The sequence below is a fragment of the Allobosea sp. 67-29 genome, from assembly GCF_001898115.1.
In the GTDB taxonomy this organism is placed as follows: domain Bacteria; phylum Pseudomonadota; class Alphaproteobacteria; order Rhizobiales; family Beijerinckiaceae; genus Allobosea.
The window spans coordinates 371,490-394,682 of the sequence record NZ_MKSQ01000005.1; the positions used below are offsets into that span (position 1 = coordinate 371,490).

The 23,193-nt window shown below is 68.9% G+C and carries 22 protein-coding genes and 1 riboswitch; of the genes, 9 read left to right on the forward strand and 13 right to left on the reverse strand.

Going from position 1 to position 23,193, the window contains the following annotated elements; all coding sequences use genetic code 11:
* Positions 1–7: 7 nt before the first annotated feature.
* The 4 genes from cobW to BGO20_RS02365 are packed head-to-tail and all read right to left on the reverse strand — an operon-like array spanning position 8 to position 2,425.
* Positions 8–1,063, reverse strand: coding sequence for a cobalamin biosynthesis protein CobW (gene cobW / locus BGO20_RS02350; protein WP_291663128.1), 1,056 nt, complete (start codon positions 1,061–1,063; stop codon positions 8–10).
* Positions 1,064–1,067: 4 nt separating this feature from the next.
* Entirely contained in the window at positions 1,068–1,457 is a 390-nt protein-coding gene (locus BGO20_RS02355; protein WP_291663129.1) for a DUF1636 domain-containing protein, read from the reverse strand.
* Positions 1,458–1,495: 38 nt separating this feature from the next.
* On the reverse strand, positions 1,496–2,236 hold the full coding sequence (locus BGO20_RS02360; RefSeq protein WP_291663130.1) for a CbtA family protein: 741 nt from the start codon (positions 2,234–2,236) through the stop codon (positions 1,496–1,498).
* Between the two features lie 12 nt (positions 2,237–2,248).
* Positions 2,249–2,425: a CbtB domain-containing protein gene (locus tag BGO20_RS02365; RefSeq protein WP_291663131.1), complete on the reverse strand. Its 177-nt coding sequence runs from the start codon at positions 2,423–2,425 to the stop codon at positions 2,249–2,251.
* Positions 2,426–2,462: 37 nt separating this feature from the next.
* Positions 2,463–2,648: riboswitch (cobalamin riboswitch) on the reverse strand.
* Between the two features lie 87 nt (positions 2,649–2,735).
* Here BGO20_RS02365 and cobU point away from each other — a divergent pair.
* Positions 2,736–3,242 carry a bifunctional adenosylcobinamide kinase/adenosylcobinamide-phosphate guanylyltransferase gene (cobU, locus tag BGO20_RS02370; protein ID WP_291663132.1) on the forward strand — a complete coding sequence of 169 codons (507 nt, stop codon included), beginning with the start codon at positions 2,736–2,738 and terminating at the stop codon, positions 3,240–3,242.
* The gene (gene cobO, locus BGO20_RS02375) at positions 3,242–3,850 is read left to right on the forward strand and encodes a cob(I)yrinic acid a,c-diamide adenosyltransferase (RefSeq protein ID WP_291663133.1); all 609 of its coding nucleotides are present in this window, start codon (positions 3,242–3,244) and stop codon (positions 3,848–3,850) included. Before cobU ends, cobO begins: the two co-directional genes overlap by 1 nt.
* Before the next feature lie 12 nt (positions 3,851–3,862).
* Here cobO and BGO20_RS02380 read toward each other — a convergent pair whose 3' ends face one another.
* Positions 3,863–4,759, reverse strand: a complete 897-nt coding sequence (locus BGO20_RS02380; RefSeq protein WP_291663134.1) for a ketopantoate reductase family protein — start codon at positions 4,757–4,759, stop codon at positions 3,863–3,865.
* Positions 4,760–5,041: 282 nt separating this feature from the next.
* Between BGO20_RS02380 and BGO20_RS02385 the strand changes: the two genes are divergently transcribed.
* Both BGO20_RS02385 and BGO20_RS02390 read left to right on the forward strand, forming a co-directional pair.
* Positions 5,042–5,662, forward strand: a complete 621-nt coding sequence (locus BGO20_RS02385; RefSeq protein WP_291663135.1) for a TetR/AcrR family transcriptional regulator — start codon at positions 5,042–5,044, stop codon at positions 5,660–5,662.
* On the forward strand, positions 5,659–7,314 hold the full coding sequence (locus tag BGO20_RS02390; RefSeq protein ID WP_291663136.1) for an acyl-CoA dehydrogenase family protein: 1,656 nt from the start codon (positions 5,659–5,661) through the stop codon (positions 7,312–7,314). Before BGO20_RS02385 ends, BGO20_RS02390 begins: the two co-directional genes overlap by 4 nt.
* A gap of 7 nt (positions 7,315–7,321) precedes the next feature.
* On the opposite strand, the gene cbiB is transcribed toward BGO20_RS02390, so the two are convergent.
* Positions 7,322–8,299 (reverse strand): adenosylcobinamide-phosphate synthase CbiB, encoded by a 978-nt coding sequence (gene cbiB, locus BGO20_RS02395; RefSeq protein WP_291663137.1) that lies wholly within the window; start codon positions 8,297–8,299, stop codon positions 7,322–7,324.
* Between cbiB and cobD the strand changes: the two genes are divergently transcribed.
* The 3 genes from cobD (at position 8,298) to BGO20_RS02410 (ending at position 11,716) form a co-directional block, all read left to right on the forward strand.
* On the forward strand, positions 8,298–9,326 hold the full coding sequence (cobD, locus tag BGO20_RS02400; protein ID WP_291663138.1) for a threonine-phosphate decarboxylase CobD: 1,029 nt from the start codon (positions 8,298–8,300) through the stop codon (positions 9,324–9,326). The two genes, cbiB and cobD, sit on opposite strands and share 2 nt — an antisense overlap.
* 84 nt (positions 9,327–9,410) lie before the next feature.
* Positions 9,411–10,382: a D-2-hydroxyacid dehydrogenase gene (locus BGO20_RS02405; RefSeq protein WP_291663139.1), complete on the forward strand. Its 972-nt coding sequence runs from the start codon at positions 9,411–9,413 to the stop codon at positions 10,380–10,382.
* A gap of 116 nt (positions 10,383–10,498) precedes the next feature.
* Positions 10,499–11,716: an MFS transporter gene (locus tag BGO20_RS02410; protein WP_291663140.1), complete on the forward strand. Its 1,218-nt coding sequence runs from the start codon at positions 10,499–10,501 to the stop codon at positions 11,714–11,716.
* Positions 11,717–11,725: 9 nt separating this feature from the next.
* Here the strand turns inward: BGO20_RS02410 and BGO20_RS02415 are convergent, their stop codons facing one another.
* On the reverse strand, positions 11,726–12,268 hold the full coding sequence (locus BGO20_RS02415; protein ID WP_298921658.1) for a hypothetical protein: 543 nt from the start codon (positions 12,266–12,268) through the stop codon (positions 11,726–11,728).
* Positions 12,269–12,326: 58 nt separating this feature from the next.
* Positions 12,327–13,964, reverse strand: a complete 1,638-nt coding sequence (locus BGO20_RS02420; protein ID WP_291663142.1) for a GMC family oxidoreductase — start codon at positions 13,962–13,964, stop codon at positions 12,327–12,329.
* A 252-nt stretch (positions 13,965–14,216) separates the two neighbouring features.
* On the opposite strand from BGO20_RS02420, the gene BGO20_RS02425 reads away from it, so the two are divergent.
* On the forward strand, positions 14,217–16,256 hold the full coding sequence (locus tag BGO20_RS02425; protein WP_291663143.1) for an NAD(+) synthase: 2,040 nt from the start codon (positions 14,217–14,219) through the stop codon (positions 16,254–16,256).
* Between the two features lie 26 nt (positions 16,257–16,282).
* On the opposite strand, the gene BGO20_RS02430 is transcribed toward BGO20_RS02425, so the two are convergent.
* Together BGO20_RS02430 and argC are read right to left on the reverse strand one after the other, a co-directional pair.
* Positions 16,283–16,690: a carboxymuconolactone decarboxylase family protein gene (locus BGO20_RS02430; protein ID WP_291663144.1), complete on the reverse strand. Its 408-nt coding sequence runs from the start codon at positions 16,688–16,690 to the stop codon at positions 16,283–16,285.
* Positions 16,691–16,898: 208 nt separating this feature from the next.
* Positions 16,899–17,873, reverse strand: a complete 975-nt coding sequence (gene argC / locus BGO20_RS02435; protein WP_291663145.1) for an N-acetyl-gamma-glutamyl-phosphate reductase — start codon at positions 17,871–17,873, stop codon at positions 16,899–16,901.
* 537 nt (positions 17,874–18,410) lie between these two features.
* Here argC and BGO20_RS02440 point away from each other — a divergent pair.
* A complete protein-coding gene (locus BGO20_RS02440; protein ID WP_291663146.1) occupies positions 18,411–19,100 on the forward strand; it encodes a L,D-transpeptidase family protein in 690 nt (229 codons plus the stop codon).
* A gap of 107 nt (positions 19,101–19,207) precedes the next feature.
* Here the strand turns inward: BGO20_RS02440 and BGO20_RS02445 are convergent, their stop codons facing one another.
* From BGO20_RS02445 to BGO20_RS02455, 3 genes are all read right to left on the reverse strand, one after another.
* The gene (locus BGO20_RS02445) at positions 19,208–21,058 is read right to left on the reverse strand and encodes an ABC transporter ATP-binding protein (protein WP_291663147.1); all 1,851 of its coding nucleotides are present in this window, start codon (positions 21,056–21,058) and stop codon (positions 19,208–19,210) included.
* 121 nt (positions 21,059–21,179) lie between these two features.
* On the reverse strand, positions 21,180–22,121 hold the full coding sequence (locus tag BGO20_RS02450; protein WP_291663148.1) for an ABC transporter permease: 942 nt from the start codon (positions 22,119–22,121) through the stop codon (positions 21,180–21,182).
* Complete coding sequence (locus BGO20_RS02455; RefSeq protein WP_291663149.1) at positions 22,087–23,046, reverse strand: ABC transporter permease; 960 nt, start codon at positions 23,044–23,046, stop codon at positions 22,087–22,089. Before BGO20_RS02455 ends, BGO20_RS02450 begins: the two co-directional genes overlap by 35 nt.
* Positions 23,047–23,193: the final 147 nt, after the last annotated feature.

Here is a 23,193-nt window from a genome sequence, read left to right on the forward strand (position 1 = left end):
GCCGATGTTACGCCCCCGCGAGAGCCGCTTCCACGGCCTTGAGGTCGAAGCCCTTGAGGCCGATCACGGTGAGGCGGCCGTCGCGCGCTTCGCTCGCGCCCCAGGCCCGGTCGAAATGATGCCCGACGCGTCGGCCGACGCCCTGCACCACGAGCCGCATCGGCTTGCCCGGCACGGCGGTGAAGCCCTTGAGGCGCAGCACACCCTCGGCCTCGGCCGCCCTGGCGACGCGCGCCGTGAGCTCTTCCGGTGTGAGTCCCGCCGGCAGCGGTACGGCGACCGAGTCGAAATCGTCATGATCGTGGTCGTGCTCGCCTTCGCCGTGATGCGAGGGGCGGGCGGCGAGATCGTTCTCGGCGGCGGCGCCGAGGCCGACGATCAGCGCCGGCTCGACCTTGCCATGGGAGGTCTCGACGATCTTGATCGCCTTGGGCAGGTGCTCGGCGATCTCGGCCTTGACCCGGGCGCGGCCGGCCTCGTCGACGAGGTCGCTCTTGTTGAGCAGGATCAGGTCGGCGCAGAGGATCTGGTCCTCGAACACCTCTTCCAGCGGGTTGTCGTGATCGACGGATGCGTCGCCCGCCTTTTGCGCCGCGAGCGCCTCCGGATCATCGGCGAACTGGCCCTCGGCGACGGCCGGGCCGTCGACCACCGCGATGACGCCGTCGACGGTGACGCGCGAGCGGATCGCCGGCCAGTTGAAGGCCGTGACGAGCGGCTTCGGCAGGGCGAGGCCGGAGGTCTCGATCAGGATGTGCTCGGGCGGGTTCGGCCGGTTGAGCAGCTTCTCCAGCGCCGGCACGAAATCATCGGCGACGGTGCAGCAGATGCAGCCATTCGGCAGCTCGACCACGTCCTCGTCGCTGCAGCCGGCGATGCCGCAGCCCTTGAGGAACTCGCCGTCGAAGCCGAGATCGCCGAATTCGTTGACGAGCACGGCGAGCTTCTTGCCCTGCGCGTTCTCAAGCAGATGGCGCACCAGCGTCGTCTTTCCGGCGCCGAGGAAGCCGGTGACGATGGTGCAGGGGGTTTTGCCCAGATGGGCGGTTTGCGGGGCGTTCATGATGTCATCCTTGCTGGCGCGCCGGCAAAGGCGGCACGCGCGCGACCACGCCCTTGCGGAAGGACTGCGGCCGCTCTTTCCAGGGAACGATGCCGTTGGCGCTGGCGGCATAGGCCTCCGCCGCGCCGACGATCTCGTCGAGATGGGTTTCTGTGTCGAGATCGCCGATCAGATAGGTCCATTTGCCGTCGGCCGCGAAGGCGACGGTGCAGGGCCGCTTGCAGACGGCGAGGCATTCGACGGGCAGCACGGGGATCGCGCTGCCCTTCGCTGCGAGCTGCGCGGTGAGACGCTCCGCGAGCGCCAGCCCCGGCTGGTCGTAGCCTTCCGGGAGATCGGCGCGCGCGCGGCGGCAGGCCGTGCAGACATGGATGGTGAGGTCGCCCTCGGACATGGCTTGCTTTCCGGGTGCGGTTTGGCCGCGCCCCTGCCTCAATGCGCAGCGGCGCGGCGGCTCATCCAAGGCCAGAGCGTGCCGACCGCGAAGGCGGTGACGAGCCAGAGCGCCGCCTGGATGCCGAGCGACAGCGCGGTGAAGTGCGCGGCGAGCTCGGCCGGCACCTTGCTCTCCGGTGTCGGTGCATGCGGCGCCCCGACGAGATGCGGCAGCAGGATCACGGCGATTGCCAGCAGCTTGAGCCAGGGCGCCTCGTAACGCAGGAACAGGAACAGCCCGATCGCCGTGGCGATCGCGGTCGCGAGCCACCAGAGCTGGCGCGCCTGCAGTGCGGCGGAAGCCGCGCCGGGCAGTTCCGGCGCGAGTCCCATGCCCGGCGCCAGCCCGAAGGCGAGGAAGCCGCAGGCGCCCCAGATCAGCGCGGTTCGCGGGTCGATCGTGTCGCCGGCGGCGAGCATGCCGGCGAGCAACAATGCGGCGAAGCCGATCGCGGTGCCGATCGTCGCGGCGCTGGTGAAGAGCAGGCGCTGGGCGCCGTCCTGCGGCTTCCATTCGTCATGCTCCGCGCCGGCGGCATGATCGTGGCCGCCATGGGCGAGGATGATCCGCGCCCCGCCGTCGAAGGCGGCATGCGCCGGCATCGGCGCGGCAAGAGCGCTTTCATAGGTTTCCGCCTTGAGGATCAGCGGAGTGGTGGTGAGGTGCTGGAGGGTGGCGACGATCAGCCCAGCCAGAAGCCCGGCCAGGATGCTGACCGTGAGAACACGCGTGACCATGATGGCTTTCCCTCAGTGGCAGGGAAAGGCGAGGCCGTGACGGGTGTCGTGCGCGGCGTTGTGGACGTTGGTCGAGGCCGCGAAGCCGGTGGTATAGACGAGCGCGATGCCGACGATCAGGGCCGCGGTGACGGCCTTGACGCGCTCCGAGACGCTGAGGGATGAGGTGGAAACCGAAGCGGTGTTCATTTGCGTTCTCCGTGGCCGCCCCGCCGGCAGCCGGTTGGATCGTTGCGGGTCGACGGCAGGTCTCCTGGCTCGCGGGTCCGATGTCTCGTGCCGCCTTCCCGGAGCGTTGGCTCCAGTGGCCGATGGCAAAAGACACCCGCTTACAGTTGCGGGGGCAGCCGCGGTCTCGCACCGCGTTCCCTTTTCACCTCCTCGCGGAGGCACCGTCGGGGAACATCATTAGCCATCGGCGCGTCGCTGTGCAATGCACGTTGGGCGTTCCTCGGGCGGAGCGATCGTGAAACCGACGGCGCATGCGATGCAGAGCGAAATGTCCCATCTCACCCTCGTTCTCGGCGGCGCCCGCTCCGGCAAGAGCCGCCATGCCGAGGCGCTGATCGAGGCGCTGCCGGCCCCTTGGAGCTATATCGCCACAGCGCAGGCCTATGACGATGAGATGCGCGAACGCATCGCCGGGCATCGCGCCCGCCGGCCGGATGGCTGGCAGACGGTCGATGCCCCGCTCGAACTGGCGGAGGCGCTCGCCGCCCAGCCGGCCGGCCGGCCGATCCTCGTCGATTGCCTGACGCTCTGGCTGACCAATCTCATCCTCGCCGAGCGGGATACCGCCGCCGCCTGCGAAGCCCTGGTCACCGCCTGCGAGCGCGTCTCGGCGCCGCTCGTGCTGGTCGGCAACGAGGTCGGGCTCGGCATCGTGCCGGACAACGCGCTCGCCCGCCGCTTCCGCGACGAGGCCGGGCGATTGCATCAGGCGCTTGCGGCGCGGGCCGCCAGCGTGGTCTTCATGGTCGCCGGATTGCCGATGCGAGTGAAGTGATGACCGAGACCGAAGACGCCGCCCGCCACAAGGCGAAGATGGAGAAGCGCAAGGCGGTGCAGGATGCCGAGGTCGCTTCGAAGACGCTGGAGAAGGGGCTTCTGATCGTCAATACCGGCCCTGGCAAGGGCAAGTCGACGGCGGCCTTCGGGCTGATCCTGCGGGCTCTCGGCCATGGCTGGCGCATCGGCGTGGTGCAGTTCATCAAGGGTGCCTGGTCGACCGGCGAGCGCAAGGCGCTCGAAGCCTTCGGCGATCAGGTGAGCTGGCACAGCATGGGCGAGGGCTTCACCTGGGAGACGCAGGACAAGGCCCGCGACATCGCCGCCGCCGAGCGTGCCTTCGCCAAGGCGAAGGAGGTGATGGCGGATCCGGAGATCAGGCTCTTGGTGCTCGACGAGCTCAACATCGCGCTGCGCTACGACTATCTGCCGCTCGCCGAGGTCGTGGCGACGCTGGCCGCCCGTCGCCCGGGCCTGCACGTCGTCGTCACCGGCCGCAACGCTAAGCCGGAGCTGATCGAGGCTGCCGACCTCGTCACCGAGATGACGCTGGTGAAGCACCACTTCGCCGCCGGCGTGAAGGCGCAGGAAGGCATCGAGTTCTAGCGCGGGCTTGGCTTACTCCCGGTTGCTCGCTTCCATCAGCTTGACGATCACGGTCAGCAGGCGGTTTGCCGGCGTCGCGATGCCGAGCCGTTCGCCGCTCGCGACGATATAGCCGTTGAGATGGCCGATCTCGGTCCGCTTGCCCTTGGCCAGGTCCTGAGCGGTCGAGGAGAGCTGATCGGGCATCGTCGCGGCCAGGCCGAGCACCTTCGCGAGAATGCCATCCGCGATCGGGACATGGCAGGCTCGCGCCACCGCGAGGCATTCCTCGACGATGTCCTTCATGGCGGCGGTCACGCCGTCCACGCCCATCATCCGGCCATAGGGCAGCTGGGGGATGGCGGAGAGCGCATTATAGGCGCAGTTCACGATCAGCTTGGTCCAGAGATCCTCGATGACGCGGTCGGAGACCTCGGCCTTGACGCCGGCCCGCCCGAACATGTCGGCAAGCGTCTGGCTCGTCGGGCCCGCGCCGATGACGAGTTCGCCCCGGCCGTGATGGCGGACATGCCCCGGCCGCGGCATCTCGGTCGCGACATAGACCGCCGTCGGCATCACAAGCCTGCCAAGGACCTCCTCCAGGCGCGCGGCATTGTCGACGCCGTTCTGCAGGCTCAGAATCGTCGCGCCCGGTCGCAGGTGAGGCGCCATCTCATGGCCGGCCGCGACGGTGTCGCCCGATTTGACGCAGAACAGGACCAGTTCCGCATCGTTGACCCCGGACGGCTCGGTGGTCGCCGTCACCGCGAGCGATTCGGTGAAGGCGGCCGTTTCCAGGACGAGGCCATGGTCCCGGACTGCGGCCACATGCTGAGGCCGCGCGATCAGCGTAACCGCGTGCCCGGCGCGCGCCAGCATGGCGCCATAGTAGCAACCGACCGCGCCGGCCCCCATCACAGCGATCTTCATCGGTTTCCTTCCCCGCTCACGAGACGCCAGTGTGGCATCCGCTCCGCCGCCACTCTATTCCATCGCCAGCCGTCGGCGGACGCATTATCCAGAGGCGGTGCGCGCGCCCGACAAGCGATGCGCGCAGTCTCGAGACCGAGCTGGCCGGGAGCTCCCGGCCAGCTCGGTCTCTCCGGCGGAGCCGCCGGCGCCGGCCACGGTCATTGTCCGCAGTACGCTTGACGGCCGCCGATTCTCTCCTCAGATTGAATTTGAATTCAGATTCAATCTTCGGGATGAGCCATGCCTGTTGCGGCACCGAGACAACTGCGCAAGCTCGGAAAGCGGGAGACGATCCTCTCCGCCGCCCGCGGCATCGTCTCGGAGGTCGGTTTTCAGGAGACGTCGATAGCGGCGGTCGCCACCGCCAGCGGCGTCTCGACCGGCAGCGTCTATTCCTATTTCGCCTCGAAGGCCGAGCTGATGGCGGAGATCGTCGCGGCGGTGTCGTCGCGCGAGCTTGCCGTGCTGCGCGAGATCGCCGCCAGCGATGCGCCCGTCGCCGGGCGCCTGACCGCCGCGGTCGAGGCCTTCGCCCGCCGCGCCTTTGCCAACCGCCGCCTCGCCTGGTCGATGATCGCGGAGCCCGCCGATCCGGCCGTCGACGCGACACGGCTCGACTATCGCCGCGAGATCGCCGGCATTTTTCGCGCGCTCGTCGTCGAAGGCGGAAGACAGGGCGTTTTCCGTACCGTCGATTCGGATGCCGCCGCGGCGATGATCGTCGGCGGCTTCATGGAGGCGCTGATCGGCCCGCTCTCGCCCGAGCGGCCGATCACCCCCGAGCGCGGCCGCGAGATCGCGACGGCCTTGGCCGATCTCTCCCTCGCCGCGCTGATCTCCCGCGAAGGACATACCGCATGACCACGCTCGATGCTTACGGCTACGACACCCATGAGGTGCTGAACCAGGCACCCGCGCTGGCGGATTACGACGCCTTCACCGCCGATCCGGCGCTCGGGTCGATCCTCGATACCTTCGGCGCCGGCTGGTTCCGCGAGCAGGCGAGCGTGGTCGGTGGTCATGTCGGCTCGCAAGCGGTGCAGGATCTGGCGCGGCAGGCCAATCGCAATCTGCCGGAGCTGCGCACCCATGATCGCTGGGGCCGGCGCGTCGACCAGATCGAGTTCCACCCCGCCTGGCACGGGTTGATGGGGCTAGCCATGCGCGACGAGTTCCATTCCTTGTGCTGGACTAGGCCGCGCCAAGGCGCGCAGGTGGCGCGTGCGGCCGTCTCCTATCTCTGGAATCAGGGCGAGAACGGCATCTGCTGCCCGCTCGGCATGACTTATTCGGCGATCCCCGTCCTGCAGCGCGATTCCGCGCGCTGGGCCGAGTTCGGCCGGCTGATTACCTCCACCGACTACGATGGGCGCCCGCTGCCGGCGGTGCAGAAGCGCGGCGGCACGGTCGGCATGGCGATGACCGAGAAGCAGGGTGGCTCGGACCTGCGCCAGACCCAGACAGTTGCCACCCGCAATGCCAATGGCACCTACTCCCTCACCGGCCACAAATGGTTCTTCTCCGTCCCGCATTCCGACGTGTTCCTGACGCTCGCGCGTACGGAGGAGGGGGTCTCCTGCTTCGTCGTGCCGGGCTGGCTGCCGGACGGCTCGCGCAACCGCCTGCAGATCCAGCGGCTCAAGGACAAATGCGGCAACAAGTCGAATGCCTCGTCCGAGGTCGAATTCCGCGGGGTGATCGCGCATCTGATCGGCGAGCCTGGTCACGGCATCCGCGCCGGGCTGGAGATGAACCACTATACAAGGCTCGATTTCGCCGTGGGTTCCGCCGGCTTGATGCGCCATGCGGTGGCACAGGCCGCGCATCACACGGCCCATCGCCGCGCTTTCCAGAAGGCGCTGATCGACCAGCCGATCATGACGAACGTGATCGCCGATCTCGCTCTTGAAGCCGAAGCTTCCGCCTGGCTCGCCTTCCGTTTCGTCCATGCGCTCGATCGCGAGGGCGGGAGCGAGGCCGAGAAGCTGATCGGCCGCATCGGCGCGCCCATCGCGAAGTACTGGAACTGCAAGCGCGCAACGCCGGTCGTGGTCGAGGCGCTCGAATGCCATGGCGGCAACGGCTTCATCGAGGACCATCTGATGGCGCGGCTCTATCGCGAGGCGCCGCTCAACGGCATCTGGGAGGGCACGGGCAATGTCGTCTGCCTCGACGTGCTCCGCTCGATCCGCCGCTATCCCGATTGCGTGCCGGCCCTGCTCGACGAGTTGCGCGCCGCCCGCGGCAGCGATCCGCGCTACGATGCCTTCCTCGCCGAGCTCGAGACCGATCTGGTCGATGTGCTCAGGCACGAGCATCTGGCCCGGCGCTTCGTCGAGCGCATGGCGCTTGGCCTGGCGGCCTCGCTCTTGATCCGCCACGCGCCGCCTGCGGTGGCTGACGCCTATGTCGCCTCGCGGCTGGCGGGCGGCTGGTCGGGGCATTTCGGCTCCCTGCCGCAGGGCACCGATCTGCAGGCGATCGCGCGACGTGCCGTGCCGGTGCCGGAATGAGACCGGCTCAGAGCAGCGTCACGGTCGTGAGCAGGGCTGCCAGAGCCCAGAGCAGCCCGCAGGAGCGCTTGTAGAGCGCGAGCGCCCGGCGGATATCGGCTGCATTGGCCTCGGTTCGGCCATCGCCCATCCAATGGTCCTCGATGCGGGTCTCGCCATAGACGCGCGGCCCGGCGAGCCTGAGGCCGAGCGCCCCCGCCATCGCCGCTTCCGGCCAGCCGGCATTGGGCGAGCGGTGCTTGCCGGCATCGCGCTTGACGGCCTGCCATGCGCCGGCCGCATCCGCCGATCGATCGAGCGCCGCCGAGGCGACGAGCAGCAGTGCCGTCAGTCGCGACGCCGGCAGATTGACGAGGTCGTCGAGACGCGCCGACGCCCAGCCGAAGGCGAGATGGCGTGGCGTGCGGTGGCCGATCATCGAATCGGCGGTATTGATCGCCTTGTAGGCGGCTATGCCCGGAAGCCCGCCGACGCCGAGCCAGAAGGCCGGCGCGACGATGCCGTCGGAGAAGTTCTCGGCGAGGCTTTCGATCGCCGCGCGCGACACGCCGGCCTCGTCCAGCGTCTGCGGGTTGCGGCCGACGATCATCGACACGGCCTTTCGACCGCCTTCGAGCCCCTCGCGCTCCAGTCCCTCGGCGACATCAGCGACATGCTCGTAGAGGCTGCGCTGGGCGATCAGCGTCGAGGCGGCGATCGCGAGCGGGAGAAGGCCGAGCGGACCGAAGGACAGGCACAGCTGCTGGGCGATAGCCGCCAGCGTGACCGTGACGGCCAGCAGCAGCGCCAGTGCGAGCACGCCCGCTGTTTTTCGGGTGAAGAAGGAGGCGGCCTCGCGGTTGAGCACACCGTCGAGCATGCCGATCAGCCTGCCGATCCAGGTGACGGGATGGCCGATTGCGGCATAGAAGCGCTGCGGATAGCCGAAGGCCGCCTCGATGGTCAGCGCGAGCACGAGCAGCGGCAGGCTGGCGGAGAGGTTCATGCGGGGCGCGGACGCGATCGTGGCTGATGACGGTATCTGGCATGGCGGCGATCTCGCCACGGCCCGCGCGCTCTTTCCGGAGGCGCCTCAGCCCTGGGTCGATCTCTCCACCGGGATCAACCCGATCCCCTATCCGCTTCCGGTGCTGCCGTTAAGTCTCTGGACGCGCCTGCCCGGCGCGGATGACGAGGCGGCGCTGATGGCCGCCGCCCGCGTGGCCTATCGCGTGCCGGACCACGCCGGCCTCGTCGCGGCCCCTGGCACACAGATCCTGATCGAGTTGCTGCCGAGGCTGGCCCCGTCCGGCCCCGTCGCCATCCTTGGTCCGACTTATGCTGAGCACGGCCACGCCTGGCGCAAGGCGGGCTTCGCCGTCAGCGAGACGGCCGTGCCGGGCGACGCCGCGACGATCGTCGTGGTCAATCCCAACAATCCCGACGGGCGCCTGTTGTCGCTGGCGGAACTCACCAGCTTCGCCGCGCAATGCGCCGCCCGGGGCGGCCTGCTCGTCGTCGACGAGGCCTTCGCCGATTTCACCCCCGAGACCAGCATCGTGCCGGATCTGCCGCCGGGAACGGTGGTGCTGCGGTCCTTCGGCAAGACCTATGGGTTGGCGGGCCTGCGGCTCGGCTTCGCCATCGGTGCGCCCGAACCGATGGTGCGATTGACGGCGGCGCTCGGCCCTTGGTCGGTCGCCGGGCCGGCCCTGCATGTCGGCGCGCAGGCGCTGGCCGATGCCGGCTGGCTGGCACGCGCCGGGCTGGAGCGTGCCCGCGACGCTGCTCGCCTCGACGCCCTGCTGGCGCCTCATGGCCGCATCGTCGGCGGCACCAGCCTGTTCCGGCTGCTGGAGACGCCGACCGCCGCGGCGCTCTTTGCCCGGCTCGGCCGCCAGGGCGTCTATGTTCGCCGCTTCCAGAACGCGCCGGACCGTCTGCGTTTCGGCCTGCCCGGCGACGCGGCCGGCTGGGTGCGCTTGCGGGAGGCGCTCGCCGCCGATGCGCCTGAGACATCGCCGTCAGCGTGAAGCTTGCATGCGGTGGACGCGGGGACAGCACCCGGCGCGCCGTCTAACGTCGCGAAAACACCGGATTCGGGAGGAACGGACGACATGACTTTCTTGCCAGCGGAGCGCGAGCTGACGATCGGCTTCGCCCATGCCGCCTATCAGATGCAGGACGAGTTCGGGACGCGCGGTCGCGCCGCGAGGAGCTTCGAGGTGCGCAGCCTGGACGAATTGCGCGAGCGCGCGCCGGAAGCCGATGTGCTGGTCGTCTCCGGCCTCTGGCGCAACGATCTGCTGCCGCGCCTGCCGAAGCTGCGCTTCATCCAGTCGATCAGCGCCGGCACAGACCAGTTCGACAAGGCGGCGCTGGCGCAGGCCGGCGTCCGGCTGGCGAGCGCGCAGGGCAGCAATGAACGGGCGGTGGCGGAGCACGCGATGTCGCTGATCCTGGCGCTGGCGCGGCAGCTGCATTTCGGCCGCGACAACCAGACCGCCCGGCACTGGCGCCCGATGATCGGCGACCGCGCCCGGCGCGAGGACGAGCTCGGCGGCAAGACGCTGGTCGTCGTCGGGCTCGGCCGCATCGGCCTGAGGCTGGCGAAGCTGGCTGGCGCCTTCGACATGCGCGTCATCGGCGTGCGCCGCAATCCGGAGGCGCACCCGCATGTCCAGGAGATCGTCAGGCCGGATCGCCTCGCCGAGGTTGTGGCGCAGGCCGATTTCGTCGCCCTGACCTGCCCGCTCACCCCCGAGACGGAAGGGTTGATTGACGCCCGCATCCTCGGCGCGATGAAGCCCTCCGCCTATCTCGTCAATGTCGCGCGCGGCAAGGTCGTCGACGAGGCGGCGCTGCTCGGCGCGCTGGCCGGCGGCGGCATCGCCGGAGCCGGGCTCGACTGCTTCCATGACGAGCCGCTGCCGCCGGATTCGTCGTTCTGGCGGATGCCGCAGGTGATCGTCACGCCGCACAGCGCCGGCGAGACGCGGCTCTACGAGCGCAACGTCGTCGATATTCTCCTCGAGAATCTCGACCGGTTGTCGCGTGGCGATGCCGACCTGCGCAACGGGCTCGTCTAGGGTCGTTTCGCAATTCCCTGAATCGCGAACGACCCTAGGCTCTTGTTTTATCGCATTGTCTTCACGCGAACCGGTTTTCACTTCGCTCGAAAATGCTCCATCAAAGGCCGACAGGCGTGCCGTCTTCTCATCTCTTCCGGCCGGGCGGGCCGCTGCTGATCCCGGCGCTCGGCGTGACGCAGATCTTCGGCTATGGCGCGCTCTACTACGCCTTCACCGTGCTGGCGCCGCGCATCACGGCCGAGTTCGGCTGGGCGCCGGAGTGGACCTTCGGCGGCTTCGCCGTCGGCCTGCTGCTCGGCGGGGCGGTCGCGCCCGTCACCGGCAGCCTGATCGACCGCTACGGCACGCGGCTGGTGATGACGCTGGGCTCGGGGCTGGCAGGCTTCTCCCTGCTGGCGCTGGCCGAGGCGCGCGGCCTCGCCAGCTACATCGCCGCGATGGTGGCGCTGCAGGCCGTCACCACCGCGGTCTTCTACGATGCCGCCTTTGCGGCGCTGACGCAGGCACGCGGCAGCGGGGCGCGCCGCGCCATCAGCCAGCTCACCCTGATCGGCGGATTCGCCTCGACCTTGTTCTGGCCGCTGACCAGCGCGCTTCTCGGCCTGCTCGACTGGCGCGGTGTCTATCGACTCTACGGTCTCTCGCAGATCCTCGTCTGCGTGCCGCTGCATCTGGCTTTCCTGCCGGGACGCGTGCGCCGGCCCGTGTCCGCCGAAGCCGCCGTGCAGGCCGTGACGGAACCGGTGCCGGAGGTCGCTTATCTGGCGGGCGCATCGCGCCGTCGCGCCTTCCTGCTGCTGGCGCTCGCCTTCTCGCTGCAGGGCTTCGTCGTCTCGGCCATGGCCGTGCACATGCTCACGCTGCTGCGCGGCTTCGGCCTCGCCGCCTCGGTCGCCGTCGGCATCGGCGCGATGCTGGGGCCCTCGCAGGTCGCGGGGCGGCTGGTCGAGATGCTGTTCGGCCGTGCCGTGCCGCCGGTCACCACGGCCTGGGTTTCCGCCTGCCTGATGCCGATCGGCCTGCTGCTTCTGCTGGCGGGCGGGGCGCTGCCCCTCGTCGCCGGCGCCTTCGCGCTGGCCTTCGGCATCAGCATGGGGCTGAGCTCGATCGTGCGCGGAACGGTGCCGCTGCAGCTCTTCGGTCCCGTCGGTTTCGGCGCGATGATGGGCCGGCTCTCGGCGCCCGGCCTCGTCATCAAGGCGGCGGCACCGCTGGTCTTCGCCGTGGCGCTGGAGCGCGGCGGCGTCGTGCTCTCGACGCTGGTGCTGGTCGGGTTTTCCGCGCTGGCGGCGGTCGCGCTCTTCGTGCTCGCCCGCAGCCGCCCCGCCTGAAAGTCGGATTCAGGCCAGCATGGTGCGCCACCAGCGCCGCGCCGCATCGCGCGCCCGCATGGCGAAGCCATAGGCCGGCGTCGCCCTGACCCAGCCGAGCACCTTGTCGCGCACCCGCACCACCTGCCCCATGATCCAGGCGAACCAGCGATAGCTCAGGAGCTTCTCGCGCCCGGCGTGGTAGATGCGCTCGACGAAGACGAAGCTCATCAGATGCGCGAAGGCCGTCACCACCAGCCCGGCCCAGAACCGTCCATCCGCGAACAGCAGCAGGCCGACGAGCTTCAGCGGTTCGGCGATGGCGAAGGGGATGGCCAGCGCCAGCAGCACCAGCGGCCGCGGCAGGCCGGCGACCGCTTCCTCCAGCCGGCGCATGACGCGCAGGCCCGCGAGTTTTCGGATCAGTGGCCGGTAGAGCGGCCGCAGCAATTCGTCGAGGACGATGAAGACGGCGAGGACGAAGCGCAGCACCGCAAGCAGACCGCGAATGAGCGGGCCGCGCTCCGGGGCGGGCGGGGGTGGAAGAGGGTCGGACATCGCAGGGCGATACATAGGCGCGGATCTGCGGCGTTTCAAAGCCGGCGGCGCGGCGCCGCGACGAGCCGGCCCGTCACTCCCGTGCATCCTCCAGCATCATCGCCACGCCCTTCTCCGCGATCATCATCGTCGGGTTGGCGGTGTTGCCGGAGGTGATGGTCGGCATCACCGAGGCGTCGATGACGCGCAGCCCGGCGACCCCGCGAACCCGCAACCGCCCGTCGAGCACGGCGCGCGGATCGTCGTCGCGGCCCATCTTCGCGGTGCCGACCGGGTGGAAGATCGTGGTGCCGAGCTGGCCCGCGGCCTCCAGCATCTGCGCATCCGACTGCGTGGCTTCGCCCGGCAGGTATTCCTCCGGCCGGTAGCGAGCGAGCGGCGCCTGCGCCACGATCCGCCGGGTCAGCTTCAGTGCGTCGACCGCGACCCGCTTGTCCTCCTCGGTGTCGAGATAGTTCGGCGCGATCACCGGCGTGTCGTAGGGGTCGGCGGAGCGCAGATGGATGCTGCCGCGGCTGGTCGGCCTGAGATTGCAGACGCTCGCCGTGAAGGCGTCGAAGGGGTGCAGCCCCGAGCCCCAGCTGTCCAGCGAGAGCGGCTGGAAGTGGTATTGGAGGTTCGCCGTGGCGTAGTCCGGCGAGGATTTCGCGAAGGCGCCGACCTGCGACGGTGCCATCGTCAGGGGGCCGGTGCGCAGGGCCGCCCATTCCAGCGCCATCAACGGCCGGCGCCAGAGCTTGGCGTAGTCGCTGTTCAGCGTCCTGATGCCGTGGACCTTGTAGACCGGCCGGATCTGCAGATGGTCCTGCAGGTTCTCGCCGACCCCGGGCGCATCGACCAATGTCGCGATGCCGAGGTCCTGCAGCCGCGCGCCGGCGCCGATGCCCGAGCGCTCCAGCAGCAGGGGCGAGGCGACGGCGCCCGCCGACAGCACGACCTCGCCGCGCACCTCGACCCTGAGCTTTTCCGTGCCATGGGTGAATTCGACCGCCTTCGCCCGCCCCTCGGCGAAGACGATGCGCTCGACATGGACGCGCGTCTCCAGCCTGAGATTGTCGCGCTTGTCGATGACCGGCTTGACGAAGGCGTTGAAGGCCGAGAGGCGCCGCCCGCGCCGCTGGTTGACCTGGAAATAGGAGGAGCCGGTGTTGTCGCCGGTGTTGAAGTCCGGGATCTTGGCGATGCCGGCGGCCTCGGCCGCGTCGCGGATGGCGTCGAGGATGGCCCAGCGCACGCGCGGATGCTCGACGCGCCATTCCCCGCCGGCCTGGTGCAGGCCGCCGGGCGGCGGCGCGATATGGTCCTCGTGCTTGAGGAAATAGGGCAGCACGTCGTCCCAGCCCCAGCCGGTGAGGCCAAGCTGGCGCCAGCCGTCGTAATCGGCCGCCTGGCCGCGCATATAGACCATGGCGTTGATCGCCGAGGAGCCGCCGACGACCTTGCCCCGCGGATAGGCTAGGGCGCGGCCGCCCAGCCCGGCCTGCGGCTCGGTCTGGAACATCCAGTCGGCGCGCGGATTGCCGATGGCGAAGAGATAGCCGACCGGAATGTGGAACCAGATCCAGTCGTCCCTGCCGCCGGCCTCCAGCAGCAGGACCTTCGTGTCGGGATCGGCCGAGAGCCGGTTGGCGACGACGCTGCCGGCCGAGCCCGCACCGATGACCACATAGTCGAAGGTGCCGATCAGGCGGCGGTCGGAGGCGTCGGACATGGCGTTTCCCGGATGCGGCGGCTGTCCCGCCTTGTCGCCCTTCGAGGGATACCGCCTGCCCGCCGGGCCGGCAATCGCCATGGATTGCGACCTTCGCCCATGCGCGGATGGGCGGAGTGCCCGAGTTCCGCCGCGGTGAAGCCCATGCTGCCGCGTCGGCGCGGCCCTGCCGCGGCTCTCCTTGCCTCGCCCTGCGCCTCTGCGCGATAAGCGGCGAGGGCGGCCGGCTGCTCGCCGCCCGACGGAGTGTCCATGAGCTTCCGCAACATCTACGCCCAGGGCTTGGTCCGCATCGCCTGCGCGGCGCCGCGGCTGAGGGTGGCCGATCCCGCCTTCAATCTCTCCGAGACCCTCGCATTGTTGCGCCGGGCCGACGAGGGCGGTGCCGCGCTCTGCCTCTTTCCCGAACTCGGCCTCAGCGCCTATGCCATCGACGACCTGCTGCAGCAGAATGCGCTGCTCGATGCGGTGCGCGAAGCGCTGGCCCGGCTCGTCGAGGAGACGCGGACACTCGGCTGCATTGCCGTGGTCGGGGCCCCGCTCAGGGTCGACGGGCGGTTGTTCAACTGCGCCGTCGCGGTCCATCGCGGCCGCATCCTCGCCGCGGTGCCGAAAACCTATCTGCCGAACTACCGCGAGTTCTACGAGCGCCGCCAGTTCGCCTCGGGCGAGCGCGCCGGCACGCTCTATGTCGAGCTTTGCGGGCAGGACGTCCTCTTCGGCACCGACATCCTGCTGGCGGCGACCGATATCCCCGATCTCACCGTCCATATGGAGATCTGCGAGGACGTCTGGACGCCGATCCCGCCCTCCTCCTATGCGGCGCTGGCCGGCGCGACGCTGCTGCTGAACCTCTCAGCCAGCAACGTCACCATCGGCAAGTCGGAATGGCGCCATGCGCTCTGCAAGGCGCATTCGGGGCGCTGCATCGCGGCCTATGCCTATTCGGCTGCCGGGACGGGCGAATCGACCACGGACCTCGCCTGGGACGGGCAGGCGATGATCTACGAGAATGGCGCGCTCCTGGCCGAGGCCGAGCGCTTCGCCGCCGAGCCGCAGCTCATCCTCGCCGATATCGACCTCGAGCGGCTGGCGATGGACCGCATCCGCCAGAATACCTTCGGCGACAGCGCCGACCTGCATCGCGACAGGCTGAGCTTCCGCCGCGTCGAGTTCGCGCTCGACCCCGACCGCAAGAGCGATCTCGGGCTGGCGCGGGCGGTCGAGCGCTTTCCCTTCGTGCCGAGCGACGATGCCCGGCTGAACGAGCTCTGCTTCGAGGCCTACAACATCCAGTCGCACGGCCTGCGCAAGCGGCTGGAAAGTACGCGGATCGACAAGGTCGTGATCGGCGTCTCCGGCGGCCTCGACTCGACGCAGGCCCTGATCGTCGCGGCGAATACCTTCGACGCGCTCGGGCTGCCGCGCGAAAACATCCTCGCCTATACGCTGCCGGCCTTCGCCACCAGCAAGGGCACCAAGGACAATGCCTGGCGCCTGATGCGGGCGCTCGGCGTCACGGCCGAGGAGATCGACATGACGCCGGCCTGCCGGCAGATGCTGGTCGATATCGGCCATCCCTTCGCGCAGGGCGAGCCCGTCTATGACATTACGTTCGAGAACGTGCAGGCCGGCGCCCGTACCTCGGTGCTCTTCCGCCTTGCCAACAAGCACAACGCGCTGGTGATGGGCACCGGCGATCTCTCCGAGCTGGCGCTCGGCTGGTGCACCTATGGCGTCGGCGATCACATGTCGCATTACAACGTCAACGGCTCGGTGCCGAAGACGCTGATCCAGCACCTGATCCGCTGGGTCGCCCAGTCCGGGCGCTTCGGCAAAGACGCCTCGGCGGTGATGCTCGACATCCTCGCGACCGAGATCTCGCCCGAACTGGTGCCGGGCGAGGGCGACAAGCCGGCGCAGAAGACCGAGGATTTCGTCGGACCCTACGCGCTGCAGGATTTCAACCTGTTCTACACGACCCGCTACGGCTTCCGGCCCAGCAAGATCGCCTTCCTCTCCGAGCACGCCTGGAGCGATGCGACGAAGGGCGCCTGGCCGCCGAATATCGAGGCGGGCAAGCGCGTCGCCTATGATCTGCCGGTGATCAAGCGCTGGCTCGGCGTCTTCATCCGCCGCTTCTTCGAGACCAGTCAGTTCAAGCGCTCGGCCGTGCCGAACGGCCCGAAGGTCTCCTCCGGCGGCTCGCTCTCGCCGCGCGGCGACTGGCGCGCGCCGAGCGATGCATCGGCCGCGCCCTGGCTCAGGGATTGGGAACGAATTCCGGGTTAGGGCCGGGGTTTCTGATCGCAGAGCGCTCAGGCGCCTGCATCGGTGCCCGCGACCTCCGCGCAGTGCCGCAGCACCTCCGCTCCGGTCTCGTTCCAGGTGGTGATGCCGCCGGCCATGATGACCTGGACGAGCCCTTCTGCCAGCTCGGGCAAGGTAAGGCCGGCGCGGATCGCATTGGCGGCATGGTTGCGCGCGCCGGTCTTCTGGCCGATCAAGGTGTCGAGCAGCGCGAAGATCAGCTCCTTGGTCTTGAGATCGAGCGCGCCGCCATCGGGCCGGTCCCGCATGATCGCGCTGCGGATCAGGCCGTAGCCGGCGAAGGCAGCCGGGGCGTGCTCGGCCAGAAGCCTGAAATTGTCGGGCACCCGGCCCGAAGTGGCTTCGAAATTGGCGATGCCGGCCCGTGTCGCCGCATCGATCAGATCATCCCGCATCGTCGCCATCCATCCTGCGCCGCGTTCGGGCGCTCTGTCGTCGGGGCATCATGCCCCTTGGCCGGTTTCCATCAAGCCGGGCGCGAGCGGGCCAGGCACGGATGGGATCTCCGGCTCGGGCGACCGCCTGCGGCCCGCCGCGCCCCTGACGCAGAGCGGCGGTGAGCGGAGCTTGAGCCCGAAACGGCCGCTGCCGGCGTTCGCCCCGTCAGGGCCAGACCGGCAGGCCGTCCAGCCCGGCGGTCTCCGGCAGGCCGCAGATCAGGTTGGCGTTCTGCACCGCCTGGCCGGCCGCGCCCTTGCCAAGATTGTCGACCACGCCCATCGCGATCACCAGGTTGCGCTCGGGGTCGGCGGCGTAGCTGACGAATGCGAGGTTGGAGCCGGTCGCCCATTTGGTCTGCGGCGGCTTGTCGGTGACGCGGACGAACGCTCGCCCGGCATAGAAGCGCCGGGCCGCGTCGAGGCATTGGCCGGTGCTGGCGCGGCCGCGGCAATAGATGGTGGCGAGGATGCCGCGGGTCATCGGCACCAGGTGCGGCGTGAATACCAGCCCGGCCGCGCTGCCGCCGCTCAGCTGCTCGATCGTCCTCGCGATCTCGGGCATGTGGGTGTGCCTGAGCAGCCCGTAAGGCACCAGGTTTTCGTTGCTCTCGGCATAACCGAACTTGCTGTCGCCGCCCCGGCCGGCGCCCGAGATGCCCGTCTTGACGTCGATCACGATGTTGCCGGGCTCGATCAGCTTGTCGGCGAGCAGCGGCGCCAGCGCGGTCAGCGTCGCGGCCGGGAAGCAGCCGGGATTGGCGACGCGGGTCCGGCCCTGGATCTCGGCGGGCCAGATGTCGGCGAGGCCATAGGCCCACCCCTCGACATAGCGGTGGTCGCCGCCGATATCGACGATCTTCACCTCCGACGGGACGCGGGCCAGCGCCTCGGCCGAGGCGCCCGTCGGGAGCGAGGCGAACAGCACGTCGAGCTTCGGCAAGGCCGCAGGGTCCCATTTTTCGATCACCAGCCCGGCCAGACGGGCCGGCACACCGGGAAAGCGATCCACCAGGCGGCTGCCGGCACTGCTCTCCCCGGCGGCATAGACGAGCTCGAAGGAGGGGTGGCCCGCGATCAGGCGCAGCGCTTCGCCGCCGCCGAAACCGCTGATGCCGACAATGCCGACGCGAATGCTCATGGTGATGTCCTTGCTGGGTGCGGGCAAAAGAAAACCCCCGGGAGCCGAGGGCTGCGGGGGTTCGGGACGGCGGGTCGGGGTGGCCCTGGCGGCGGAAGCCTACGAAGAGGCCGCCACCGCGGTGAAGGACGCCGATCGACGCGCAGCGCGAGAAGCCGCCGCTTCGGGGCAGCGACGTCGGCGTCGATCGCAGAGCTTCGGGGTCCTGATCATGGTCGGCGACAGTGTCGCCACGCCCCTTCGCCGTCAAGCGGCATTCTCAGGCCCCCGCTTTCGGTCCGGCGGGCGCCGGGCGGGACGATCGCGCGGACGCAGCGGGCGCCTTGGCCATATTGATACCGCAATCTGACCTGCTTTGATGAGGCTGGCGAGACCATGTGGACGCGATCGGCCCGGGGGACGGACGGGTCGCGCAGCGGACGTCGCGACCTTGCCAGCCTCGCCATCTGGCGGCAATCTGCCTTCCGCAAGGACGTCCAGCGGGTGTAAGCCGGGGTGCTCCCTCGTCGGGCAACAGGACATAGGAAACTGTCAATCATGATCATGGACGGTAGGATTGCCGGCGCCGGCACGGACCGGCCTCGGGCGGGGCTGATCAGCCGCCGCTCGTTTCTGGTGGGCTCGGCCGTCGGCGTCGGTGCGCTGGGTCTGGCCGGCTGCGCCGGCGACGGCATGAGCCTCGCCGAGGCGCAGAAGCTCTACGGGCCGATGCCCGACGAGAAGTTCCCGATCCCGGCGATCGACGTCAGCAAGGTCGATCCTAAATATTTCCGCCGCACCGTCGCCTATGACAGCAAGGAGGCGCCGGGCACGATCGTCGTCGATCCGGCGAACTACTACGTCTACCGCATCGAGGGCGATGGCACCGCGACCCGCTACGGCGCCAATGTCGGCCGCGACGGCTTCCGCTGGAACGGCGACGCCTATGTCGGGCGCAAATCCGAATGGGCGACCTGGACGCCGCCGCCGGAAATGATCAAGCGCCAGCCCGAGGCGGCGAAGTATGCGCGCGGCATGCCGGGCGGCCTCGACAATCCGCTGGGCGCCCGCACGCTGCATCTCTATCAGAACGGCCGCTACACGCTCTACACGATCTATGCGTCGCTCGACGCCGACTCGATCGGAAACGGCATCACCAGCGGCTGCATCGGCCTGCTGACCCAGGACATGATCCACCTCTACGACCAGACCCCGGTCAAGACGAAGGTGGTCGTCCTGCCGGCCTGAGCTGACGGGCGCCGGCCGCTTTCGATCCGATTGCGGCCCTTTTCGAGGTCTGACGAAAAAGCCCGCGGCTCGCGCCGCGGGCTGATTTTTTCGGGGTCTGCGTAGGCTCAGGCGGCGATCGCGGCCGGATCCTTCTTCTCCCATTCCTCGCCCCAGATCATCACGGCGTGGCCGGGCGAGACCTCGCGATACTGGCGCACCGGCGGCTCGTAGTCCGGCGCGCGCACCGGGCTCTTGATCTCGTCGTTCGAAACCGGCCTCTTCTCCAGGCGCCGGGCCGGGTCGGCGATCGGCACGGCCGCCAGCAGGCGCTTGGTGTAGGGATGCTGCGGGTTCTCGAAGATCGCCTCGCGCGGGCCGATCTCGACGATCTCGCCGAGATACATCACCGCGACGCGATGGCTGACGCGCTCGACCACGGCCATGTCGTGCGAGATGAAGAGATAGCCCAGCCCCATGCGCGCCTGCAGGTCGAGCATCAGGTTGACCACCTGCGCCTTGACCGAAACGTCGAGCGCGGAGACCGCCTCGTCCGCCACGATCAGCCGCGGTTCGACCGCGAGCGCCCGCGCGATGCAGATGCGCTGCCGCTGGCCGCCCGAGAACTCGTGCGGGAAGCGGTTCGCCATGTCGGGCGACAGGCCGACGCGCTTGAGCAGATCGGCGACCTTGTCGCGCGCTTCGGAACGGCTGGCGAGGTTGTTGATCAGCAGCGGCTCGGCGATCGCCGTGCCGACATTCATGCGCGGGTTGAGCGAGGCGAAGGGGTCCTGGAAGATCATCTGCATGCGCTTGCGCTGCTCGCGCAGGTCATGCTGGTTGAGCTTCAGCACATCGACGCCGTCGAGCAGCACCGAACCGGCGATCGGCTCGATCAGGCGCATCACCGAGCGCCCGGTGGTCGACTTGCCGCAGCCGGATTCGCCCACCAGCGCCAGCGTCTCGCCGGCCTTCAGGCTGAAGGAGACGTTCTCGACCGCATGCACGCGGCCGCGGACGGAGGAGAGCAGGCCGCCGCGGATCTCGAAGCGCGTGGTCAGGCCGGCGACCTCGAGCACGGGGCGCTCGGCCTCCTTGACGGTATCGGGAACCTCGACCGGCACGTCGCTCTCGCCGGTGGTCTTGTCGACGACGGGGAAGCGCATCGGCCGGGCCTTGCCGATCATCGAGCCGAGCTTCGGCACGGCCGAAAGCAGCGACTTGGTGTAGGGCTTCTGCGGGTTGCGGAAGATATCGTCGGTCGAGCCTGTCTCGACCTGCTCGCCATTGTACATCACGACGGTGCGGTCGGCGATCTCGGCGACCACGCCCATGTCGTGGGTGATGAACAGGACGGACATGCCCTCCTCGTCCTGGAGCTGCTTGATGAGCTCGAGGATCTGCGCCTGGATCGTCACGTCGAGCGCGGTGGTCGGCTCGTCGGCGATCAGCAGCTTGGGCTTGCAGGCCAGCGCCATCGCGATCATCACGCGCTGGCGCATGCCGCCCGAGAAGCGGTGCGGATATTCGTGGAAGCGCGACTTCGCGGCGGGGATGCGCACCTTCTCGAGCAGGCGGATCGTCTCGGCCTCGGCCTCGGAGCGCGACAGGCCGCGATGCAGGATCAGCGCCTCGGCGATCTGGAAGCCGATGGTGAGCACCGGGTTCAGCGAGGTCATCGGCTCCTGGAAGATCATCGCGATCTCGTTGCCGCGGATATGCCGCATCTCGGAATCCGGCAGGGTCAGCAGCTCCTTGCCGTTGAGCTTGATCGAGCCCTCGATCTTGCTCGACTGCGGCGGGTTGAGCCGCATGATCGAGAGCGCGGTCACGCTCTTGCCCGAGCCGGACTCGCCGACCACCGCCAGCGTCTCCTTCGGCATGATGTCGAACGAGACGTTGCGGACGACCGACTTCCACTTCCCTTCCACGCGGAAGGAGGTCGTGAGGTTCGAAACGGTCAGGATCGGTGAGGTCATGGCGGGTCCTTCTCTAGAGCGTCACCGAGCGAAGCGAGCACCGGTCAGCATGAAGAAAATGCGTCAAAACAACAATTTGGAGCACTTCCGCGGGTCCGGGAAACGCGGAAGTGCTCCATGATCAGATCACGCGGCGCGGATCGAGCGCGTCACGCAGGCCGTCGCCGATGAAGTTGATCGACAGGACGGTGAGGAAGATGGCGGCGCCGGGGAACAGCGCCCAGTGCGGAGCGGTGTCGAGCTGATCCTTGGCGTCGAACAGCAGGCGCCCCCAGGTCGGGATGTCCGGCGGGAAGCCGAGGCCGAGGAAGGAGAGCGTCGATTCGGCGATGATCGCCGAGGAGACCTCGATCGTCGCGGCGACGATGACGGGCCCCAGCGCATTCGGCAGGATGTGATTGACCATCTGCCGCACCGTCGTGGCGCCCTGGGCGCGCGCGGCCTCGACGAACTCCTTCTCGCGCAGCGACAGGAACTGCGCCCGCACCAGCCGCGCCACCGGCATCCAGCGCAGGCCGCCGATGACGATGACGATCAGGACGAAGACGCCGCCCTCGACGCCGAAGACCGCCTTCAGCTGCTCGCGGAAGAGGTAGATGACGAGCAGCAGCAGCGGCAGCTGCGGCAGCGACAGGAACAGGTCGGTCACCCACATCAGGAACGGGTCGACGATCTTGCGCGACATGCCGGCCAGCGCGCCGATGATGACGCCGACCGTGGTCGCGACGACCATCGCCGCGAGGCCGACCGAGAGCGAGATCCGCCCGCCATACATCATCCGCGCCAGGATATCCTGGCCGAGGTCGTCGGTGCCGAAGGGATGCGCCCAGGACGGGCCCTGCAGCTGTGCCGAGAAGTCGATGTCGTTGATCGCCACGGGCCACAGCCAGGGGCCGATGACGACGCCCAGGACCAGGAGGGCGAGCACGACGGTGCTGGCCATGGCGAGCTTGTGCCGGCGGAAGCGGCGCCAGGTCTCGCGCCCCGGCGAAACCGCAGTCGCGGAGGCGGATGCCGCCACGGCCGGTTCAGCTGAAGGAGATGCGAGGGTCGAGCCAGCCATAAAGGATATCCGCGATGAGATTGAACAGAACGACCAGGCAGGCGAAGACGAAGGTCACGGCCATGATAACCGGTGTGTCGTTGGCGAGGATCGCGTCGATCAGCAGCGAGCCGATGCCGGGGACGCGAAAGATCTGCTCGGTGACGAGCGCGCCGCCGAAGACGGCGGGCATTTGCAGGGCGACCAGCGTCACCACCGGGATCAGCGCATTGCGCGTGATGTGGCGCAGCGTGACCTTGCGCTCGCTGAGGCCCTTGGCGCGCGCCGTGGTGACGTAGTCGAGCCGGATCACGTCGAGCACCGAGGAGCGCACGTAGCGCGTGTAGGAGGCCGCCTGGAACAGGCCGAGCACGGTGATGGGCATGATCGCCTGGCGGAACATCTCCCAGTACCAGCGCCAGCCCTCGGCCGCGATGTCTGAGCGGTAGACGAAGGGGAACCAGTCCAGCGTTACCGAGAACAGCAGGATGAACAGCAGGCCGGTGAAGAAGGTCGGCAGCGAGAAGCCGACGAAGGCCAGCGTGTTGGCGATCTGGTCGAACACCGAATAGGGCCGCGTCGCCGCGTAGATGCCGACAGGCAACGCGACGCACAGCGCCAGGATCTGCGAGGAGCCGACGACGAACAGCGTGGTCGGCAGGCGCTGCAGGATGAGTTGGTCGACATTGATGCGGCTGGCGAAGGAGAAGCCCCAGTCGCCATGCGCCATCGCGCCGAGCCAGCGCAGATAGCGCACCATGATCGGGTCGTTGAGGCCGAAGCTGGCGCGGATGGCCTCGCGGACCTCCGGCGGCACGTTCGGATTCGTCGCCATTTCCGAGAAGGGGTCGCCCGGCGCCAGCGCCAGGATCGTGAACAGGATCACGCTGATGCCGAGCAGGCTTGGAATGGCGATGAGAAGCCGCCGTATCAGATATGTTGCCATGTAGTTGTCTCTATGCGTGCGCGGCGAGGCCGTTGACCAAACGCCGGTTGCGACCGGCTAGCCCAACTGCCCTTTTCGGGCAGCCGGGGCAAGCCGGTGCGGTCGCCCTTCACACAGGGAAAGACCCCGGTGAAGGGCGTTCGAGGC

What these genes read in the sequence shown, in the direction of transcription:
- cobW (WP_291663128.1), bottom strand. Translation starts at nt 1,063, where the DNA reads ATGAACGCCCCGCAAACCGCCCATCTGGGCAAAACCCCCTGCACCATC.
- cobO (WP_291663133.1), top strand. Translation starts at nt 3,242, where the DNA reads ATGACCGAGACCGAAGACGCCGCCCGCCACAAGGCGAAGATGGAGAAG.
- BGO20_RS02360 (WP_291663130.1), bottom strand. Translation starts at nt 2,236, where the DNA reads ATGGTCACGCGTGTTCTCACGGTCAGCATCCTGGCCGGGCTTCTGGCT.
- BGO20_RS02415 (WP_298921658.1), bottom strand. Translation starts at nt 12,268, where the DNA reads ATGTATCGCCCTGCGATGTCCGACCCTCTTCCACCCCCGCCCGCCCCG.
- cbiB (WP_291663137.1), bottom strand. Translation starts at nt 8,299, where the DNA reads ATGAACCTCTCCGCCAGCCTGCCGCTGCTCGTGCTCGCGCTGACCATC.
- BGO20_RS02385 (WP_291663135.1), top strand. Translation starts at nt 5,042, where the DNA reads ATGCCTGTTGCGGCACCGAGACAACTGCGCAAGCTCGGAAAGCGGGAG.
- BGO20_RS02420 (WP_291663142.1), bottom strand. Translation starts at nt 13,964, where the DNA reads ATGTCCGACGCCTCCGACCGCCGCCTGATCGGCACCTTCGACTATGTG.
- BGO20_RS02430 (WP_291663144.1), bottom strand. Translation starts at nt 16,690, where the DNA reads ATGCGGGATGATCTGATCGATGCGGCGACACGGGCCGGCATCGCCAAT.
- BGO20_RS02450 (WP_291663148.1), bottom strand. Translation starts at nt 22,121, where the DNA reads ATGGCTGGCTCGACCCTCGCATCTCCTTCAGCTGAACCGGCCGTGGCG.
- BGO20_RS02405 (WP_291663139.1), top strand. Translation starts at nt 9,411, where the DNA reads ATGACTTTCTTGCCAGCGGAGCGCGAGCTGACGATCGGCTTCGCCCAT.
- cobD (WP_291663138.1), top strand. Translation starts at nt 8,298, where the DNA reads ATGCGGGGCGCGGACGCGATCGTGGCTGATGACGGTATCTGGCATGGC.
- argC (WP_291663145.1), bottom strand. Translation starts at nt 17,873, where the DNA reads ATGAGCATTCGCGTCGGCATTGTCGGCATCAGCGGTTTCGGCGGCGGC.
- BGO20_RS02425 (WP_291663143.1), top strand. Translation starts at nt 14,217, where the DNA reads ATGAGCTTCCGCAACATCTACGCCCAGGGCTTGGTCCGCATCGCCTGC.
- BGO20_RS02365 (WP_291663131.1), bottom strand. Translation starts at nt 2,425, where the DNA reads ATGAACACCGCTTCGGTTTCCACCTCATCCCTCAGCGTCTCGGAGCGC.
- BGO20_RS02455 (WP_291663149.1), bottom strand. Translation starts at nt 23,046, where the DNA reads ATGGCAACATATCTGATACGGCGGCTTCTCATCGCCATTCCAAGCCTG.
- cobU (WP_291663132.1), top strand. Translation starts at nt 2,736, where the DNA reads ATGTCCCATCTCACCCTCGTTCTCGGCGGCGCCCGCTCCGGCAAGAGC.
- BGO20_RS02390 (WP_291663136.1), top strand. Translation starts at nt 5,659, where the DNA reads ATGACCACGCTCGATGCTTACGGCTACGACACCCATGAGGTGCTGAAC.
- BGO20_RS02440 (WP_291663146.1), top strand. Translation starts at nt 18,411, where the DNA reads ATGATCATGGACGGTAGGATTGCCGGCGCCGGCACGGACCGGCCTCGG.
- BGO20_RS02445 (WP_291663147.1), bottom strand. Translation starts at nt 21,058, where the DNA reads ATGACCTCACCGATCCTGACCGTTTCGAACCTCACGACCTCCTTCCGC.
- BGO20_RS02380 (WP_291663134.1), bottom strand. Translation starts at nt 4,759, where the DNA reads ATGAAGATCGCTGTGATGGGGGCCGGCGCGGTCGGTTGCTACTATGGC.
- BGO20_RS02355 (WP_291663129.1), bottom strand. Translation starts at nt 1,457, where the DNA reads ATGTCCGAGGGCGACCTCACCATCCATGTCTGCACGGCCTGCCGCCGC.